This is a genomic window from Achromobacter sp. JD-1 (genome assembly GCF_038594925.1).
Taxonomy (GTDB): domain Bacteria; phylum Pseudomonadota; class Gammaproteobacteria; order Burkholderiales; family Burkholderiaceae_B; genus Achromobacter; species Achromobacter spanius_C.
In genome coordinates, this window is sequence record NZ_JBCGCS010000008.1 from 128625 (window position 1) to 146020 (window position 17396).

Annotated in this window: 15 protein-coding genes; 5 read left to right on the plus strand and 10 right to left on the minus strand. The window is 62.2% G+C overall.

All coding sequences use genetic code 11. From position 1 onward, the window contains the following. Positions 1-17: 17 nt before the first annotated feature. From pstC to ppk1, 3 genes are all read right to left on the minus strand, one after another. Positions 18-1034, minus strand: a complete 1017-nt coding sequence (gene pstC, locus WBR68_RS14665; protein ID WP_050449047.1) for a phosphate ABC transporter permease subunit PstC — start codon at positions 1032-1034, stop codon at positions 18-20. 157 nt (positions 1035-1191) lie between these two features. After that, a complete protein-coding gene (gene pstS, locus WBR68_RS14670; protein WP_050449046.1) occupies positions 1192-2232 on the minus strand; it encodes a phosphate ABC transporter substrate-binding protein PstS in 1041 nt (346 codons plus the stop codon). A gap of 220 nt (positions 2233-2452) precedes the next feature. Then, positions 2453-4528, minus strand: a complete 2076-nt coding sequence (gene ppk1, locus WBR68_RS14675) for a polyphosphate kinase 1 (RefSeq protein WP_050449045.1) — start codon at positions 4526-4528, stop codon at positions 2453-2455. Positions 4529-4749: 221 nt separating this feature from the next. Between ppk1 and ppx the strand changes: the two genes are divergently transcribed. After that, complete coding sequence (gene ppx / locus WBR68_RS14680; RefSeq protein WP_050449044.1) at positions 4750-6237, plus strand: exopolyphosphatase; 1488 nt, start codon at positions 4750-4752, stop codon at positions 6235-6237. A 196-nt stretch (positions 6238-6433) separates the two neighbouring features. On the opposite strand, the gene WBR68_RS14685 is transcribed toward ppx, so the two are convergent. The 5 genes from WBR68_RS14685 to WBR68_RS14705 form a co-directional block, all read right to left on the minus strand. Next, the gene (locus WBR68_RS14685; RefSeq protein WP_230694599.1) at positions 6434-7243 is read right to left on the minus strand and encodes a GNAT family N-acetyltransferase; all 810 of its coding nucleotides are present in this window, start codon (positions 7241-7243) and stop codon (positions 6434-6436) included. 218 nt (positions 7244-7461) lie between these two features. Beyond that, complete coding sequence (glmM, locus tag WBR68_RS14690; protein ID WP_230694600.1) at positions 7462-8805, minus strand: phosphoglucosamine mutase; 1344 nt, start codon at positions 8803-8805, stop codon at positions 7462-7464. Continuing rightward, the gene (gene folP / locus WBR68_RS14695) at positions 8802-9647 is read right to left on the minus strand and encodes a dihydropteroate synthase (RefSeq protein ID WP_230694601.1); all 846 of its coding nucleotides are present in this window, start codon (positions 9645-9647) and stop codon (positions 8802-8804) included. The genes glmM and folP overlap by 4 nt, the downstream gene beginning before the upstream one ends. 18 nt (positions 9648-9665) lie before the next feature. Beyond that, complete coding sequence (ftsH, locus tag WBR68_RS14700; protein WP_050449040.1) at positions 9666-11558, minus strand: ATP-dependent zinc metalloprotease FtsH; 1893 nt, start codon at positions 11556-11558, stop codon at positions 9666-9668. A gap of 217 nt (positions 11559-11775) precedes the next feature. Then, positions 11776-12408, minus strand: a complete 633-nt coding sequence (locus tag WBR68_RS14705) for an RlmE family RNA methyltransferase (RefSeq protein ID WP_046806891.1) — start codon at positions 12406-12408, stop codon at positions 11776-11778. A gap of 18 nt (positions 12409-12426) precedes the next feature. Here WBR68_RS14705 and WBR68_RS14710 point away from each other — a divergent pair, with 18 nt between their 5' ends. Further along, positions 12427-13029, plus strand: coding sequence for a YhbY family RNA-binding protein (locus tag WBR68_RS14710; protein WP_050449039.1), 603 nt, complete (start codon positions 12427-12429; stop codon positions 13027-13029). A gap of 130 nt (positions 13030-13159) precedes the next feature. On the opposite strand, the gene greA is transcribed toward WBR68_RS14710, so the two are convergent. Next, positions 13160-13636: a transcription elongation factor GreA gene (gene greA / locus WBR68_RS14715; RefSeq protein WP_006221068.1), complete on the minus strand. Its 477-nt coding sequence runs from the start codon at positions 13634-13636 to the stop codon at positions 13160-13162. Between greA and WBR68_RS14720 the strand changes: the two genes are divergently transcribed. Next, positions 13635-13877, plus strand: a complete 243-nt coding sequence (locus WBR68_RS14720; protein WP_230694602.1) for a hypothetical protein — start codon at positions 13635-13637, stop codon at positions 13875-13877. The two genes, greA and WBR68_RS14720, sit on opposite strands and share 2 nt — an antisense overlap. 145 nt (positions 13878-14022) lie before the next feature. Here the strand turns inward: WBR68_RS14720 and WBR68_RS14725 are convergent, their stop codons facing one another. Continuing rightward, positions 14023-15345 carry a solute carrier family 23 protein gene (locus WBR68_RS14725; protein WP_050449038.1) on the minus strand — a complete coding sequence of 441 codons (1323 nt, stop codon included), beginning with the start codon at positions 15343-15345 and terminating at the stop codon, positions 14023-14025. A 157-nt stretch (positions 15346-15502) separates the two neighbouring features. On the opposite strand from WBR68_RS14725, the gene WBR68_RS14730 reads away from it, so the two are divergent. Further along, positions 15503-15925: a FlxA-like family protein gene (locus WBR68_RS14730; protein ID WP_050449037.1), complete on the plus strand. Its 423-nt coding sequence runs from the start codon at positions 15503-15505 to the stop codon at positions 15923-15925. A 133-nt stretch (positions 15926-16058) separates the two neighbouring features. Continuing rightward, positions 16059-17384, plus strand: coding sequence for an ABC transporter substrate-binding protein (locus WBR68_RS14735; protein ID WP_230694603.1), 1326 nt, complete (start codon positions 16059-16061; stop codon positions 17382-17384). Positions 17385-17396 lie beyond the last annotated feature (12 nt).

A 17396-nucleotide genomic window follows, 5' to 3' on the forward strand; every position in this document is an offset into this window, starting at 1 on the left:
CTTGTGCTCGCGGTGCGTCAGGTTTTCTTGCCTTCGCCGGCGGACAGGCGAACCAGCAGCACTTTGGCCAGGGCCAGCACGATCGTCGTGATCAGGAACAGGATCAAGCCCAGTTCCAGCAACGCCGACTTTTGAATGCCGCCCGCTTCATTGAATTCGTTGGCCAGCGCCGAGGCGATCGAGTTGCCCGGAGAAAACAGCGACCCCGACCACTTGAAGGCGTTGCCGATCACGAACGTGACGGCCATCGTCTCGCCCAAGGCTCGGCCCAGACCCAGCATGACGCCGCCGATGACGCCCGACTTGGTGAAGGGCAACACCACGCGCCACATGACTTCCCAGGTTGTGCTGCCCAAGCCGTAAGCCGATTCCTTCAACATGGCCGGCACCAGCTCGAACACGTCGCGCATCACCGCGGCGATGAACGGGATGATCATGATCGACAGGATCAGGCCAGCGGTGAAGATCCCGATGCCGAACGGCGGCCCCGCGAACAGTCCGCCGATGATGGGCACGTTGCCCAGCGTGGCGATCAGGAACGGCTGCACATACTGCTGGAACACCGGCACGAAGACGAACAGGCCCCACATGCCGTAGATGATGGACGGAATGGCCGCCAGCATTTCCACGGCCGTGCCCAAGGGGCGGCGTAGCCAGGTCGGCGACAGTTCCGTCAGGAAGATGGCGATGCCGAACGAGACCGGCACGGCGATGATCAAGGCAATGGCCGAGGTCAGCAGCGTGCCGATGATGGGCACCACGGCGCCGTAGTTCTGGTTGACGGGATCCCAATCATTCAGCCACAGGAACGACAAGCCATACTTGGCCAGCGATTCTCGACTGCCGTAGATCAGGGACACAAGAATGGCCGCCAGCAAAATGAACACCAGGAAGGCGAACAGGCGGGTCAGATTCTTGAATAGCGCATCCATCAGCGCGTTTTTATTTTGCTTCATAGGCGAAGGCGTGCCGGTAGTCACGGAGTCCGCCACGCTGGGCGGAAGCGGCACACTATTATCCATTACCGCGCTCATGGATGGACTTTCCTTAGGTAACCTGGGTGGAAACGGGAACTGCTGGGGCGAGCCGCCCCGGTTTTCTTGCAAGGCATGAATTCCGGGGCGGCTGCTGATGGGTTACGCGCGGCGTAGGGCTGCTTTCTTATTGCGGCCCTCGCGCGCTACACCCATCCTACTTCCAGACGGGGGTGCCGTCGGTGGCTTTGATTTCGCCCCAGGCGGCGCGGATTTGCTTGGTCACGGCTTCCGGCAGCGGCACGTAGTCCAGATCCGCGGCCGACTTGGCGCCGTTCTTGAACGCCCAGTCAAAGAAGTCCAGCACGGCCTTGCCTTGCGCCGGCTTGGCTTGCGACTTGTGGATCAGGATAAAGGTGGCTGCCGTAACGGGCCACGAATCGGCACCCGGTTCGTTGGTCAGGATCACGCCCATGCCCGGCGCGCTCTTCCAGTCGGCGTTGGCGGCCGCGGCAGCGAATGCCGACTGCTCGGGCTGGACGAACTTGCCGTCCTTGTTCTGCAGTTGCGTCCAGGCCAGCTTGTTCTGCTTGGCGTAGGCGTATTCCACATAGCCGATCGAGTTCTTCAGCTGGCCAACGTAGGCGGCGACGCCTTCGTTGCCCTTGCCGCCTTGACCGGTGGGCCACTTGACGGCCTTGCCTTCACCGACTTGCGACTTCCAGTCAGCCGAGACCTTGGACAGGTAGTTGGTCCAGCCGAAGGTCGTGCCCGAGCCATCCGAACGATGCACCACGATGATGTCGGCCGAAGGCAGCTTCACGTCGGGGTTCAGCGCCTTGATGGCGTTGTCGTCCCACTTCTTGATCTTGCCCAGGAAGATGTCGGCCAACACAGGGCCCGACAGCTTCAGCTTGCCCGGTTCCACGCCGTCGATGTGCACGACGGGCACGGTGCCGCCGATCACGGCGGGGAACTGCAGCAGACCGTTCTTTTCCAGGTCAGCCGCCTTCATGGGATCGTCCGAAGCGCCGAAATCGACGGTCTTGGCGATGATCTGTTGCTGGCCGCCGCCCGAACCGATCGACTGGTAGTTGATGGCGTTGTTGGTGGCTGCCTTGTAGTCCGACGCCCACTTGGCGTAGACCGGGTACGGGAACGAGGCGCCGGCGCCAGTCACGTTGGCGGCTTGCACGGCAAATACAGCGGCGCTCAGCGCGACGCCCACGGAAACTTGTTTGAAGACACGTTTGAACATCTGGGTTCCTTCAGTGCTTGTTGGAGAAGTCGTATCAGGCTTTTCTTTGCTGCCTGTCTTTCAGCGACCTTCGCATCTTAGGGGGGCAACGTGACAAGATAGTGACAGTCACATACGGTTCATGTGGCCCTGTCCCCAAACCCTGAAAAAAACCGTGGCCGCCCGGGAAACAAGGGCAGCCACGGTTTGGGGGACACAACCCGGCCCAACAACGGACGGCTTAAACGCCCAGCTTCTGCATCAGGTATTGGTGCAGGTTGAAGGGTTCACGGCGGCTTTTTACGCGGGCGTAATCGCCGTCGGCCTGCTGTTGCCACGCCAATTGGTTGTCGCGCAGCGCGTAGGTGAACGCTTCGTCTATCACCCGTTTTTTCAGGGTCTTGTCGTAGATGGGGAAGGCAATTTCCACTCGGCGGAAGAAATTGCGGTCCATCCAGTCGGCCGAAGATAAGTAGACCGTTTCCTCGCCGTCGGCGTAGAAATAGAACACGCGCGAATGCTCCAGGAAGCGGCCCACGATGGACCGCACGCGGATGTTTTCCGACAACCCCGACACACCGGCGCGCAGCGCACACACCCCGCGCACGATCAGGTCGATCTTGACCCCCGCCTGGCTGGCTTTGTAGAGCTCTTCGATAATCTGCTCTTCCAGCAGTGAATTCATCTTGGCCATGATGCGCGCGCGCTTGCCCGCCTTGGCCGCTCGCGCCTCCGCGCGTATCAGGGCCACCATTCCGTCGTGCATGGTGAAGGGCGACTGCATCAGCGCCTTGAGCGAACGACGCGCGCCCAGCCCGGTCAGTTGCGCGAACACCTTGTCCATGTCCTCGCACAACTTCGGGTCGGCGGTCAGCAAGCCAAAGTCGGTGTACAGGCGCGCGGTGCGGGGGTGGTAGTTGCCGGTGCCCAGGTGGGCGTAGCGGCGCAAACGGCCCTTTTCGCGGCGCAGCACCACGGCCATCTTGGCGTGCGTCTTGTGGGCCACGACGCCGTACACCACATGCGCCCCCACCTCTTCCAGCTTGGACGCCCAGTTGATGTTGGTCTGCTCGTCAAAGCGCGCCATCAGCTCCACCACCACCGTCACTTCCTTGCCGGCCCGCGCCGCCGCAAGCAGGATCTTCATCAGCTCGGAATCTTCACCCGTGCGGTAGATGGTCTGCTTGATGGCCATGACGTCGGGGTCCAGCGCCGCCGCCGTCAGGAAGTCGATCACGGGCTGGAACGACTGGTAGGGGTGATGCAGCAGGCGGTCCTGGGCGGCCACCGCCTCGAACAGTTCGTGCGGTTTGTCGCCCACCCGGTCGAACGGCGCGGGAACCGGGGCCCGGTACTCCGGAAACAGCAGATCGGGGCGCAGGTCGGAATTGCACAACTGCATCAGGCGCGACAGGTTCACCGGACCGGGCACGCGATAGGTGTCCTCGGCCTTCAGCGAGAATTCACGCTGCAGGAAGGTTTCAAGTTCGACGGGGGTGAGCTTGTCGATTTCCAGGCGTACCGCGGCGCCGAAATTACGCTGTGACAGCTCGCCCTGCAGCGCATGGCGCAGGTTGGTGACTTCTTCCTCATCCACGAACAGGTCGCTGTTGCGGGTGACGCGCCACTGGTAGCAGCCCAGCATTTCCAGGCCAGGAAACAGTTCCCCCACGAAGGCCCGCAGCAAGGACGTCAGCAGGATGAAGCCTTCGGGGTGGCCGGACAGCTCGGGCGGCATCTTGATCAGACGCGGCAGGGCGCGCGGGGCCTGCACCACGGCAATCGAAGCTTGCCGGCCAAAGGCGTCGGCGCCCGACAGCGACACAATGAAGTTCAGGCTCTTGTTGTAGACGCGGGGAAAGGGATGCGCCGGATCCAGCCCGATGGGCGTCAGCAACGGCATCACATCGCGGTTGAACACCTGACGCGCCCATTCCTGCTGCTCGGCGTTCCATTCGGAAGCGTGATGCAGGGTAATGCCCTCAGCCTGCATGGCGGGCAGGATGTCGTCGTTAAGCAGGTTGTATTGCCGCGCCACCAGGGCATGCACGGCATGCTGGACGTTTTCAAAGGCCTGGTCCGGCGTCATCCCATCGGGACCCACCAGATTGGGCGATTGAAGCTGCTGCTCTTTCAGGCTGGAAATCCGGATTTCAAAAAACTCATCCAGATTGGAGCTGACAATGCACACGTAGCGCAGTCGCTCCAGCAGCGGCGTTTTCGGATTTTCCGCCATCGCCAGCACGCGTTCGTTGAATTTGAGCAGCGACAACTCGCGATTCATGAGCAAAGGCTCGCCAGGCGGGCGTGTGGGCATACCGGATTCCATACGTTTTGGAGGAGCGTGGAGTTTTACTGCAAAAAAGTGACGGTTCTATGACATAACAGCAAAACCGTAGCGTACGTCAAAAGCGGGACATATAGCGCAGGTCCGAATTTCGCCAAGCCCCTGATCCATAAGCGAAAACCCGTATCCAAGGGCACTGTCACATGGGATCTCTATAATCAGGCCACCTCAAAGCCTATATTACGAGCCGCATGGATCAACTTCTGGCCGCGGTGGACCTCGGGTCCAACAGCTTCCGCCTCTCTATCGGACGCATCGTTCAACAGGACGGTACGCCCCAGATCTACCAGATCGATCGTCTCAAGGAAACCGTTCGGCTTGCCGCCGGGCTGGACGCCGAGAAACGCCTGGGCGATGACGCCATCGAACGCGCCATCGCCGTTCTCGAACGATTTGGCGACCGCCTGCGCAGCTTCCACCCCAACCGGGTGCGCGCGGTTGCCACCAACACGTTTCGCGTCGCGCGCAACACGCGCGACTTCCTGCCGCGCGCGGAAGCCGCGCTGGGCTTTCCCATTGAAGTCATCGCTGGCCGCGAAGAAGCCCGCCTGATCTTTTCGGGCGTGGTCCACACGCTGCCCCCGTCGCCCAACAAGCGCCTGGTCATCGACATCGGCGGTGGGTCCACCGAAGTCATCATCGGCAAGGGCCATGAGCCCGGCTTGATGTCGTCGTTGTACATGGGCTGCGTCAGCTACAGCCGCCAGTTCTTTTCGGACGGCGTGGTGGACGCGCACCAGATGAAGCAGGCAGAGCTTGCGGCGCGGCGCGAAATCGAAGTCATCGCGAAGCAGTACCGCAAGATGGGCTGGAAAGAAGCCTATGGCTCGTCCGGTACGGCCAAGGCGCTATTCGCCATCCTGACCGAAAGCCGCTTTTCCGACCGCGGCATCACCCGCGCTGGCCTGGCCAAGCTGAAAGACCGCATCGTGCGCTCGGGACGCGTCATCCCTTCCGAGCTGCCCGGCATCAAGATCGAGCGTTCGGATGTGCTGCCGGGCGGGCTGGCCATCATGACCGCCCTGTTCGACGAATTGGGCATCGACGTCATGCATACCGGCGACGGCGCACTGCGCCTGGGCGTGCTGTATGACCTGCTGGGCCGCGACGACGAACACGACAAGCGCGACGAATCGGTGCGCCAGTTCATGAAGCGCTACCACGTAGACGTGAATCAAGCGCGCCGTGTCCGCCATGCCGCCCTGACGTTATTCGATGCGATGTTCCCCGAAGGCCAGGAACGCGCTGAACTGCGCCCCGCGCTGGGTTGGGCGGCTGACCTGCACGAAGTGGGGGTGTCGATTGCGCACAATGCGTACCATAAGCACACCGCCTACGTGCTGGAAAACGCCGACATGCCGGGCTTCTCGCGTGCCGACCAACAACTGCTGGCATTGCTGGCGCTTGGCCACCAGGGCAAGCTGACCAAGCTGGAGCCGTTGATTCGCACCCGGGCGCAATGGAAAGCCATCCTGAGCCTGCGCCTGGCCGTGCTGCTGTTCCGCCGCCGTGGCGAAATCGAGCCGCTGCCGCTGACCGCATCGGTGCGCGAAAGCTCCATCGTCGTGCGCGTCAACCGCGACTGGCTGACCCAACACCCCTTGAGCGACTTCACGCTACGCGCCGAAGAAGCGGAATGGAACAAGGTAGGCTTTTCGTTCGAGCTGCTGGAGTTCTAGGGGCTCTACGCGCTGGGGAACCCGCAAAAAAATCGGGCGATGGCGGCAATGCCAACGCCCGATTTTGCTTTTTGGCGCGCTCAGAACGGGGATAGATCCGTGTGCCGGCGCAACTGCCTGAGTTCAAGGCGGACAGGCCGAGTGGCCCGCCGTATCAATCTGATTTTCATACGGCGGAGCAAGCGGCGCATGATGATCAGCGCTGGCCGTTGATGGCCGTGGTGGGTTGGTCCAGGCCGAAGTGGCGGCGGTAGCGCTCGTCCATCCACTCCATGTTCAGCAGCACCGGGAAGTCCGCGGCATTGAAGTCCGGATCCCAGGCGGGTTCGCCACAGACCTTGGCGCCCAGCTTCAAGTAGCCCTTGATCAGCGGCGGAACGCGGGCAGGCAAGGTGCTGTTGAGCTTTTCCACCGGATAACGGTGCAGCGGGGTCACATGGGGGTCGCCATTGCGAGGCAATTGCGACGAGATGGTGCGCCAGACTTCGGCGGCGGTAACGCCATCGTCCCGCAAGCTGACGCTGGCGCAACCCAACACGTATTCGTAGCCGCCGCGCCGCAGGTATTCCGTCAGGCCCGACCACAGCAACATGATCACCGCGCCGTTGCGGTAATCGGAATGGGTGCACGACCGGCCCACTTCAACCAGTTGGTCGCGAATGGGACCCAGCCCGGAAAGATCAAACTCTGATTGCGCGTAGTAGCCGCCCGCTTCGCGCGCCTTTTCCGGCGTAAGGATGCGATACGTGCCCACGACGCGGCCCGTATCCATCTCACGCACCATCAGGTGTTCGCAAAAAGGGTCGAAGCGATCGTGCTCGATGCCATCATGCGCGTCGGGAAACACCGCGCCCATGTCTTCGGTGAAGACGTCGTAGCGCAGACGTTGGATCTGCTCGATTTCTTCAGCCGTGCGCGCCAGGCCCACCACCAACACTTTCGGGGTGTTGCCCTTCCAGGGTTCAGCGGGATTACGGCTTGGGGTGGTGCGTGCTAATTCAAGCATTGCGCGAAGCTCCTAGAGAGTCCAGTCAGTTTGGACGCCCTGTATGTCAAAGACTTGACCGATATGTTACGTGACTATGAAGTTTAGTTCGGAGGAGATAGGTCGATTTCGGGCAATTCTCGACAAAACTTTACAAAACAATACTTACTAAAGATATACAAAAGCCACCCCCCGCTACGCGGAGAGTGGCTTTGGGGGACGCAGCCAGGAGCCTGGGCTCAAGCCAAACTGGCGGCGAGCTTTTCTGCGCAGGAGACCGCAAGCGATTCGTCTTCGGCTTCGACCATCAAGCGCAGTTTCGGCTCAGTGCCCGAAGCACGGATCAGAATGCGGCCGCGGCCATTCAGTTCAGCCTCGACGGCCTCGCGCGCGGCGGTCAGGCCCGCGTGGGTCTTCCAGTCCTGCCCGGGCGCCAAGGGCACGTTGATCATTTTTTGCGGGTACATCCGCAGATCACGCACCCATTGCGACATCGTCTCGCCGCTGCGGCGCAGAGCGGTCAGCACCTGCAAGGCGGCGATGATGCCGTCGCCAGTGGAATGGCAATCCAGGCACAGCAGATGGCCAGAGCTTTCGCCGCCGTACTGCCATCCGCGCGACTGCATTTGCTCCAGCACATAGCGATCGCCCACGTTGGCGCGCTCGAAGCCCACGCCCAGGCGCTTCATTTCGCGCTCGAAACCGAAATTGGTCATCAGGGTGCCGACCACGCCGTCGACCTTGCCGCGCTGCATGCGTTCGCGCACGATGGCGTACAACAGTTCGTCGCCGTTGTAGATGCGGCCTTCGCCGTCCACGACCTGCAAGCGGTCGGCGTCGCCATCCAGGGCGATACCCAGGTGCGCGCCACGGGCCTGCACTTCCTTGGCCAAGGATTCGGGGTGCAAGGCGCCCACGCCCTTGTTGATATTGAAACCGTCCGGATGCACGCCGATGGCATGCACCTCGGCGCCCAGCTCGCGAAACACATGGGGGGCGATGTTGTAGGCGGCGCCGTGGGCGGCATCCACAACGATCTTCATCCCGTTCAGGTCAAGATCGTTGGGGAAGGTGCTCTTGCAGAATTCAATATAGCGGCCCTGCGAGTCCGACATGCGGCGGGCGCGGCCCAGGCCTTCGGAACTGACGCAGCCCAGCGGCTCGTCCAGCGCGGCCTCGATCGCCGACTCGGTTTCGTCGGGCAGTTTCATGCCCTGCGCCGAAAAGAACTTGATGCCGTTGTCCTGATACGGGTTGTGCGACGCACTGATGACGATGCCCGCCACCAGACGCAGCGCGCGGGTCAGATAGGCCACGGCTGGTGTCGGGATAGGGCCGGCCAACAACACGTCGATGCCAGCCGCGGACAGGCCCGCTTCCAGGGCGGATTCCAGCATGTACCCCGAAATACGCGTGTCCTTGCCAATAACGACCTGCGGGCGGCTACCGCCGCGCACGGCGTGTTCGCGCGCCAGCACGCGGCCGGCGGCATAACCCAGGCGCAGCGCGAATTCGGCGTTGATCACCGGGCCACCGACTTCACCACGCACCCCGTCGGTGCCGAAATACTTGCGTTGACTCATGGACTGATAGCTCCTTGTTCAGCCGCCTGCCAAACCTTAAGGGCATCCACGGTGGCGGCGACATCGTGCACACGCACGATGGAAGCCCCCCGGGACACGCAGGCCAGCGCTGCGGCGATGCTGCCGGACAACCGGTCGCCGACCGGTCGGCCAGTGGCCTGTCCGATCATGTTCTTGCGCGACAGGCCGATCAGCAATGGATAACCGGTGCTGCGCAAACTGGACAAGCGGCGCAGCAATTGGAAGTTTTGGTCCGCCGTCTTGCCGAACCCGAATCCCGGGTCCAACACGATGCGGCGAGGGTCGACCCAGGCCGCGCGCAGCTTCTGCGCGCGAGATCCCAGGAAGAATCCGATTTCACCGATCAGGTCGGTGTACTCGGGGGGCGAGGCCTGCATGGTGCGAGGCTCGCCCTTCATGTGCATCACGCACAGCCCGCAGCGCGATTGCGTCACCGCCTCGATGGCGCCGGGCTGGCGAAAGCCATAGATGTCGTTGATCATGTCAGCGCCCGCGTCCAGCGTGGCGCGCATGACTTCCGGCTTGAAGGTGTCGATGGATAAGGGCACGCCACAATCGCGCAACGCTTCGATTACGGGCAACAGGCGGTCGAGCTCATCGGCCACGGAAACCGGATCGGCGCCAGGGCGTGTGGACTCTCCGCCCAGATCCAGGATCTGCGCGCCCTCTGCGATCAACTGGCGCGCGTGCGCCACCGCGGAATCCGTATCGTCGTGCTGGCCGCCATCGGAAAACGAATCCGGCGTGACATTGACGATACCCATGACAAGCGGGCGCTCGAGATCAAACTCGAAGCGCCCGCAAAGGAAGTTATTTGCCATAACTCAGGACAAAGAACCTCAGACTGCTGCAGCCGTGCTGCCGTCTGCCGCCAGACCAGTGCTGGGAGGCGGCGTGTCGGTGGAATCCGACGGGCCTTGCGGCGTTTTCGGGGGACGCGGGGGACGGCCCTCGATGATGTCGTTGATCTGGTCGGCGTCGATGGTTTCCCATTCGAGCAGCGCGGACGTCATCACTTCGACCTTGTCGCGGTTGTCTTCCAGGATCTTGCGCGCCACTTTGTACTGCTCGTCGATGATGCGGCGGATCTCGGTGTCCACCTTCTGCATGGTGGCTTCCGACATGTGGGTCGTCTTGGTGACGCTGCGGCCCAGGAAGACTTCGCCTTCGTTCTCGGCGTAGACCATGGGGCCCAGTTCGTCCGTCATGCCGTAGCGCGTGACGATGTCGCGGGCGATGGCGGTGGCGCGTTCGAAGTCGTTCGAGGCGCCCGTCGTCATCTGGTCCATGAACAGTTCTTCGGCGATACGGCCACCGAACAGCACGGCGATGGTGGACAGCAAGCGGCCCTTGTCCATGCTGTAGCGGTCGGTTTCAGGCAACTGCATCGTCACGCCCAGCGCACGACCGCGCGGGATGATGGTGACTTTGTGGACCGGGTCGGTCTTGGGCAACATGCGGGCAACGATCGCGTGGCCGGACTCGTGGTACGCGGTGTTCTTGCGTTCCTCTTCGGGCATGACGATCGAGCGGCGCTCGGCGCCCATGATGATCTTGTCCTTGGCCTTTTCGAAGTCGGACATATCCACCGTGCGGCCATTGCGGCGCGCGGCGAACAAGGCGGCTTCGTTGACCAGGTTGGCCAGGTCGGCGCCCGAAAAGCCGGGGCAGCCGCGCGCCAGGATGGTCGCGTCGACGTTGGGCGACAGCGGAACCTTGCGCATGTGGACCTTCAGGATCTGCTCGCGGCCACGTATATCGGGCAGCGGCACCACGACCTGACGGTCGAAACGGCCGGGACGCAGCAGTGCCGGGTCCAGCACGTCGGGACGGTTGGTTGCGGCGATCACGATGACGCCCTGGCCGGACTCGAAGCCGTCCATTTCAACCAGCATCTGGTTCAAGGTCTGTTCGCGTTCGTCGTTGCCGCCACCCAGGCCGGCGCCACGCTGACGGCCCACGGCATCAATTTCATCGATGAAGATGATGCAAGGCGCGTGCTTCTTGGCGTTTTCGAACATGTCACGGACACGGGCCGCGCCCACGCCGACGAACATTTCAACGAAGTCCGAACCCGAGATGCTGAAAAACGGCACCTTGGCTTCACCGGCAATGGCCTTGGCCAGCAGCGTCTTGCCGGTACCGGGCGAACCCACCATCAGCACGCCGCGCGGGATACGGCCACCCAGCTTTTGAAACTTGCTGGGGTCGCGCAGGAAATCGACCAGCTCCTGGACGTCTTCCTTGGCTTCGTCGCAGCCCGCGACGTCGGCAAAGGTGATTTGATTGGTGTTTTCGTCGAGCATGCGGGCGCGCGATTTGCCGAAGCTGAATGCGCCGCCTTTACCACCGCCCTGCATCTGTCGCATGAAAAATACCCACACGCCGATCAACAGCAGCATGGGGAACCACGACACGAAGATGCTCATCAACAGCGACTGCTCTTCGCGCGGTTTGCCGGAAACCTGGACGCCGTACTTCAGCAGATCGGAAACCATCCAGAGGTCGCCCGGCGAAGTCAGCGTATAGGCGCGGCCCGCGTCCGGGGTGACGTACAGCACATCGCCCTGGACGTCGACCTTGCGGATACGTCCCGCCTTGGCGTCGTCCATGAACTGCGTGTAGCTCACGCCGTCCTGGGTCTGAGCGCGTCCGTCGAACTGTTTGAAGACGGTGAACAGCACCAGGGCTATCACCATCCAGACAGCGACTTTCGAAAATGAATTATTCAAGGTCGATCTCCTGCTTTCGATTCCGACCGGCAACCGCGCACCCGCATATGGCACAGTCACAAGTATGTCAATAGCCCATTCTACCCTGTCGGACTCGATTGCGTCCTGGGATCCCTGGGGTCGGTGTAGTTACGTCTGATTTGTACTTATGGTGGTCGTTGTCTCGGCAAGCAGGTAGGTCTTTTGCGGGATCCGGGGCACCATGCCTCGGCCCGGGTTACTTCAGATCGCGGGCAACCAGAAAGGTTTCAGAGGATTTATCCCGTGACGCCTTCGGCTTGCGCTCGACCACCCGCTTGAAGTGCTGTTTGAAGGACTGCACGATCTGCGAAAAGCCGCTGCCGTGAAAGGCCTTGACGATCAGCGCCCCATTGGGCTTTAGGTGAGCGCGGGAAAACTCCATCGCCAGCTCGCACACATGCTGAATGCGCGCGGAGTCGGCGCTACCCACGCCTGACAAGTTGGGGGCCATATCCGAGATTACAAGATCCACGGCACGAGATCCGACCATGTCTTCCAATTGTTTCAGAACGTCATCGTCGCGGAAGTCGCCCTGGATGAATTCCACCCCGGCCACCGGCTCCATCGGAAGCAGGTCCAGCGCAATGATACGTCCGTCCACGACACCGCCCGGCCCCGCCAGCCGCTCGCGCGCCACTTGCGACCAACTGCCGGGCGCCGACCCCAGATCGATGACCAGGTCGCCCCGGCGCATCAGCTTTTCGGTGTCCAGAATCTCGATCAGTTTGAAGGCGGCGCGGGCGCGATAGCCCTTCTGTTGCGCCAGCTTCACATAGGGATCGTTGATGTGCTGGTGAATCCAGTCTTTAGAGAATTTATTCTTGGCCATTACCGTACAATTCCACGCATGCCTATATTAGAACTTACCTCTCGTGAGCGCAGCGACCTTCGCTCCGCCGCTCACCCTCTGCGCCCCGTCGTCCTGATTGGCGACAATGGCCTGACCGAAGCCGTGCTCAAGGAAATTGACCTGGCACTGGCTTCCCACGGCCTCATCAAGGTGCGCGCCGGCGGCGATGACCGCGAGGCCCGCGAGACCATGTTGTCGACCATCTGCGACACCCTGTCCTGCGCCCCGGTGCACCATTTGGGCAAGACCCTGATTCTTTTCCGCCCGCTGGCCGGCAACATCAAGCCCGCCGCCCTGGCAGCGATGGAGCCCGAGGCTCCCGCCAAGCGCCGTGCTTCCGAGCCGTACACGCCGAAGAAGCTGGCCGCCGAAGGCAAGACCCTGGCCAAGCGTCCGCGCCGCAGCGAGTCCGAAGAGCCCAAGCCGGCCAAGGCGCGTTTCGTGCCGCAAGACCAACTGAACAAGAACGGCAAGCCGATGCGCCCCAGCAGCAAGCGGGCCACCGCAAGCGGCCACGGCATTCCTCGCCGCGCCGGCAGCGCGCTGAGCCTGCGGGCCGGAGCCCGCAGCGGCACCAGCCGCAAGACGTCGAAAAGGTAAGGCCGGGCACAAAAACGGGCGCTTTACGCGCCCGGTCCACCATAGCGATCCGCGCAGTTTCCGCGGACACTCAGCCTGAATCAGGCTTCGAGCTATGGCGTTTTGACAGTTTACCGCTAAGGCGCTCGCGTTAGATGTAACGCACGCCCAGAACTTCGTATTCACGAACGCCAGCCGGGGCCTTGACCTCGACCACGTCGCCTTCGCTCTTGCCGATCAGCGCGCGCGCCACCGGGCTGGAGACGGAAATCAGGTTGGCCTTGATGTCGGCTTCGACGTCGCCCACGATCTGGTACGTGACGCGGTCACCGGAATCCAGGTCTTCAATGTCGACGGTTGCACCAAATACGGCACGGCCTTCGGCATCCAAAGAAGTGGGGTCGATCAGGTGGGCATTGGAAAGCGTGCCTTCAAGTTCGGCAATCCGGCCTTCGATAAAGCCTTGGCGCTCGCGAGCAGCGTCATATTCGGCGTTTTCCGACAGATCACCCTGTGCACGCGCTTCGGCGATGGCATTGATAACGGCAGGGCGTTCCACGGTTTTCAGCCGCTGGAGCTCTTCTTGCAAGCGCTCGGCCCCGCGCACGGTCAAAGGAATGGCAGACATGTCGTTTCCCAAACAAAAAGTAGAAAACGCCCCGAAGGGAGCGTTCTCGGTGAAGGTCGTTACCCCGGCGCGCACCAGCCATCGGGACATCAATCAATGCGAGGCAAGCGGCGCGGACGACCAAAACAAAACCCCGGCTCGGGTCGGAACCGGGGCAATCAAAGTCATATTGTGGGCAAAGTCCCTCGGAATTGCAAGCCACCGCGGAAAACGTGCTTTTGCACGCATTTCGCTGCTGTAACCCGCGAAAACCGGCTATTTCCTCAAGAATTTTCAACCACGACGACCGCCTCGGGCAAGGGCCCGCCGCCGCGCGTTGCTGAAAAGATACTTTTCAATAGTATTTTGTCATTTTGCCCGGTGGCGCATGCCAAAGCCGCCCATTTTTATGCCGAAACAGGCTTCCTGCGGCGCAGCAAGGCATACAAGATAATGGCCCCGAACGTAGCCGTACCAATGCCGCCCAGCATGAAGTCGCCGATCTTGATGGTGAAGTCGCCCGCCCCCATCACCAAGGTGACTGCGGCCACGATCAGGTTGCGGTTGTCGCTGAAATCGACTTGGTTGACCACCCAGATCCGAGCGCCCGCAATGGCGATCAAACCGAACACCACCACCGACATGCCGCCCAGCACCGGCCCGGGAATCGTCTGGATCAGCGCGCCGAACTTGGGCGAAAAGCCCAACACGATGGCGATCAGCGCGGCCACCACGAAGACCAGCGTGGAATAGATACGCGTAACGGCCATCACGCCGATATTCTCGGCGTAGGTGGTAACGCCCGTGCCGCCCACCGCGCCCGACACCATGGTCGCCACGCCGTCGCCAACAAAGGCGCGACCCAGGTAGCGGTCCAGGTCACGGCCCGTCATGGCGCTGACCGCCTTCACGTGGCCCAGGTTTTCCGCGACCAGGATGATGGCGACCGGCACGATCAGGCCCATGGCTTCGGCCTTGAAGACGGGTGCCGCGAAATGCGGCAGGCCGATCCAGGCGGCGGTGGCCACGCCCGAAAAATCGATGGGCTTGCCCAGCCCCATGCCATTGGCCAGCACCGCGTACACCACGCAGGCCAGGATCAGGCCGACCAGGATCAACAGGCGTTGGACCATGCCTTTCGTGTAGACGGCGATGCCGCCGACGCAGACGATCGTGACCAGCGCCATGAAGGTGTCGAAGCCCGACGCGCCCATGGCGCCCTTGGCCGCGATGGGCGCCAGGTTCAGGCCGATGACCGCCACCACCGCGCCCGTAACGACCGGCGGCATCAGCGCGTCGATCCAGTTGGCGCCGCTGCCCGACCGGGCGTTGGCAATCCACACGATCACGCCGATCAAGGTGTAGGCCAGGCCGCAGGCGATGATGGCGCCCAGCGCCACGCCGATATTGGCGTTTGCCCCGCCCCCCGCGTAGCCGGTCACCGCGATCACGCCTCCGATGAAGGCGAAGCTGGATCCCAGGTAGCTGGGCACGCGGCCGCCGACGAACAGGAAGAAGATCAGCGTGCCGATGCCGGACATGAGGATCGCCACGTTGGGATCGAAGCCCATCAGCAGCGGCGCCAGCACCGTCGAGCCGAACATGGCGACCACGTGTTGCGCGCCCATGGCCACGTTCTTGGGCCAGGACAGCCTTTCATCAGGCGCGATGATGACGCCGGGTTCGGCATCGTCCGCCAGGCGCCAACGCGGAAAGTACGAATTCGACATAAATATCCCAAATAAGGGGTTGGGTGAGCGGGCGCCAGTGTAAAGGGGGCTGCGAAGCGGCGGCAACGTTTAAGTATGGCTAGCGCCGTGCCGTACTTAGGGAAACCCCGGAAATCCAAGGGGACCCCCGAAGTACCACCCGGCAGCAGGAGACATCATGGCTATCAATTCCATCGGCGGCACATCCCGAATCGGCAGCTTGGCCGAACTGTGGGCGCAGAAGATTCAGGCCAACAAAGAAGCGAAGGAATCCGCCGGTGCGGAGGCGACGACCGTTGCACCCGACGGCAAGATCCGCGTCAACAACGCCGGGGCGATGGGCATTGGCGGCGCCAAGGCCACTGAAGAGACCGACAACGACGACGAGTTCACCCGCCAGATCAAAATGCTGCAAAAGCAGCTCAAGCGCATCATGGACCAGATTGCCAAGGTGCAGGCCAGCGGCATGTCGGACGAGATGAAGGCGCAGCAGTTGCAGTCGCTGAACGCCCAGGCCATGCAGATTCAAGGCCAGATCCAGCAGGTATTGATCCAGCAGGCCAAGGCGGCCATGGCCAACGGCGTGTCCGCCACGGCATAAGCGCCACAGCCCCGCCAGCGCGGGCGCGCCTTCAGGGCGCCCGCGCTGATGAGGCGCATCAAAATTTCTGATTGGACGCATAGCAGGCCTGACATTACTGTCTCCAGACAAATTAAAACTACGGAGACAAACCATGCATGCAATGCGCACAGCCTTTGCAGGAGTCCTGCTGGCCGTTTGTTCGGCCCCTGCCCTGGCCGGCACCGTCACGGTGATCACGTCGTTCCCAAAAGACCTGACCCAGGCCTACAAGACCGCGTTCGAAAAGGCCAACCCCGGCATCACGCTGGAAATCCTGAACAAGAACACCGTGTCCGGCATTGCATACGTGCGTGAAACGCCTGCGGGCCAACGCCCCGAGGTCTTCTGGGCCAGCGCGCCCGACGCCTTCGAAGTGCTGGGCCGCGACAAGTTGCTGGCCAAGTCGTCTGACGTGGCGAACAAGAATGTGCCGGACAAGATCGGCAACTACCCCATCAACGACCCGTCCGGCATGTACCTGGGCCAGGCGCTGGCGGGCTACGGCATCGTCTACAACACGCGCTATATTGCCGCGCACAAGCTTGCCGCACCGGTGGAATGGAAGGACCTGCTGTCGCCGAAGTGGTTCGGGCATGTCGGCATCACCTCGCCATCGCGTTCGGGCACGATGCACCTGACGGTGGAAACCATTTTGCAAGGCGAAGGCTGGGATGACGGCTGGAACACCCTGCTGCGCATGTCGGGCAACGCCAGCGCCATTACTGAACGATCCTTCGGCGTGCCCGACGGCGTGAACAACGGCCAGTTCGGCGCCGGCCCGGTCATCGACTTCTTTGGGCTGTCCAGCAAATATTCCAAGTTCCCGGTGGAATTCGTCTACCCCTCCGAGACGGCCATCGTGCCGGCCAATATTGCGCTGATCGACGGCGCGAAGAACACCGAGGAAGGCAAGAAATTCATTGCCTTCACGCTTAGCCAGGCTGGCCAGGAACTGCTGCTGCAACCCAAGATCTCGCGCCTGCCGGTGTTGCCGTACTCTGCCCTGGCCGGCAAGATTCCGGCGGGCTACCCGGACCCCGCCGAGATCGCCAAGCGCAGCAAGGTGCAGTTCAATGCCGACCTGTCGCAAAGCCGCTACTACGTTGTGCAATCGCTGTACGACCAGACCATCACATTCCGCCTGAAGGAATTGCAGGCTGCCACCAAGGCGATCTACGACGCCGAGGCCAAGCTGGGCGACAAAGCCAATAGCGGGCGCGCCGCCGAGCTGCTGGGACAAGCGCGCAAGCTGGCGTGGGCGCCGCTTATCGATGGCAAGAAGGCCGCCGACCCGGCGTTCCTGGCGGTCTTCGCGGGCAACAAGAAAGACGCCTCGGTGAACCAACAGATCACCCAGCTGGAAGGCGAGTGGAACGGCCGAGCACGGGCGAACTATGAAGAAGCCGTGAAGCTGGCCAAAGAGGCCGCGGCGCTCTAAACCACCCGTCGC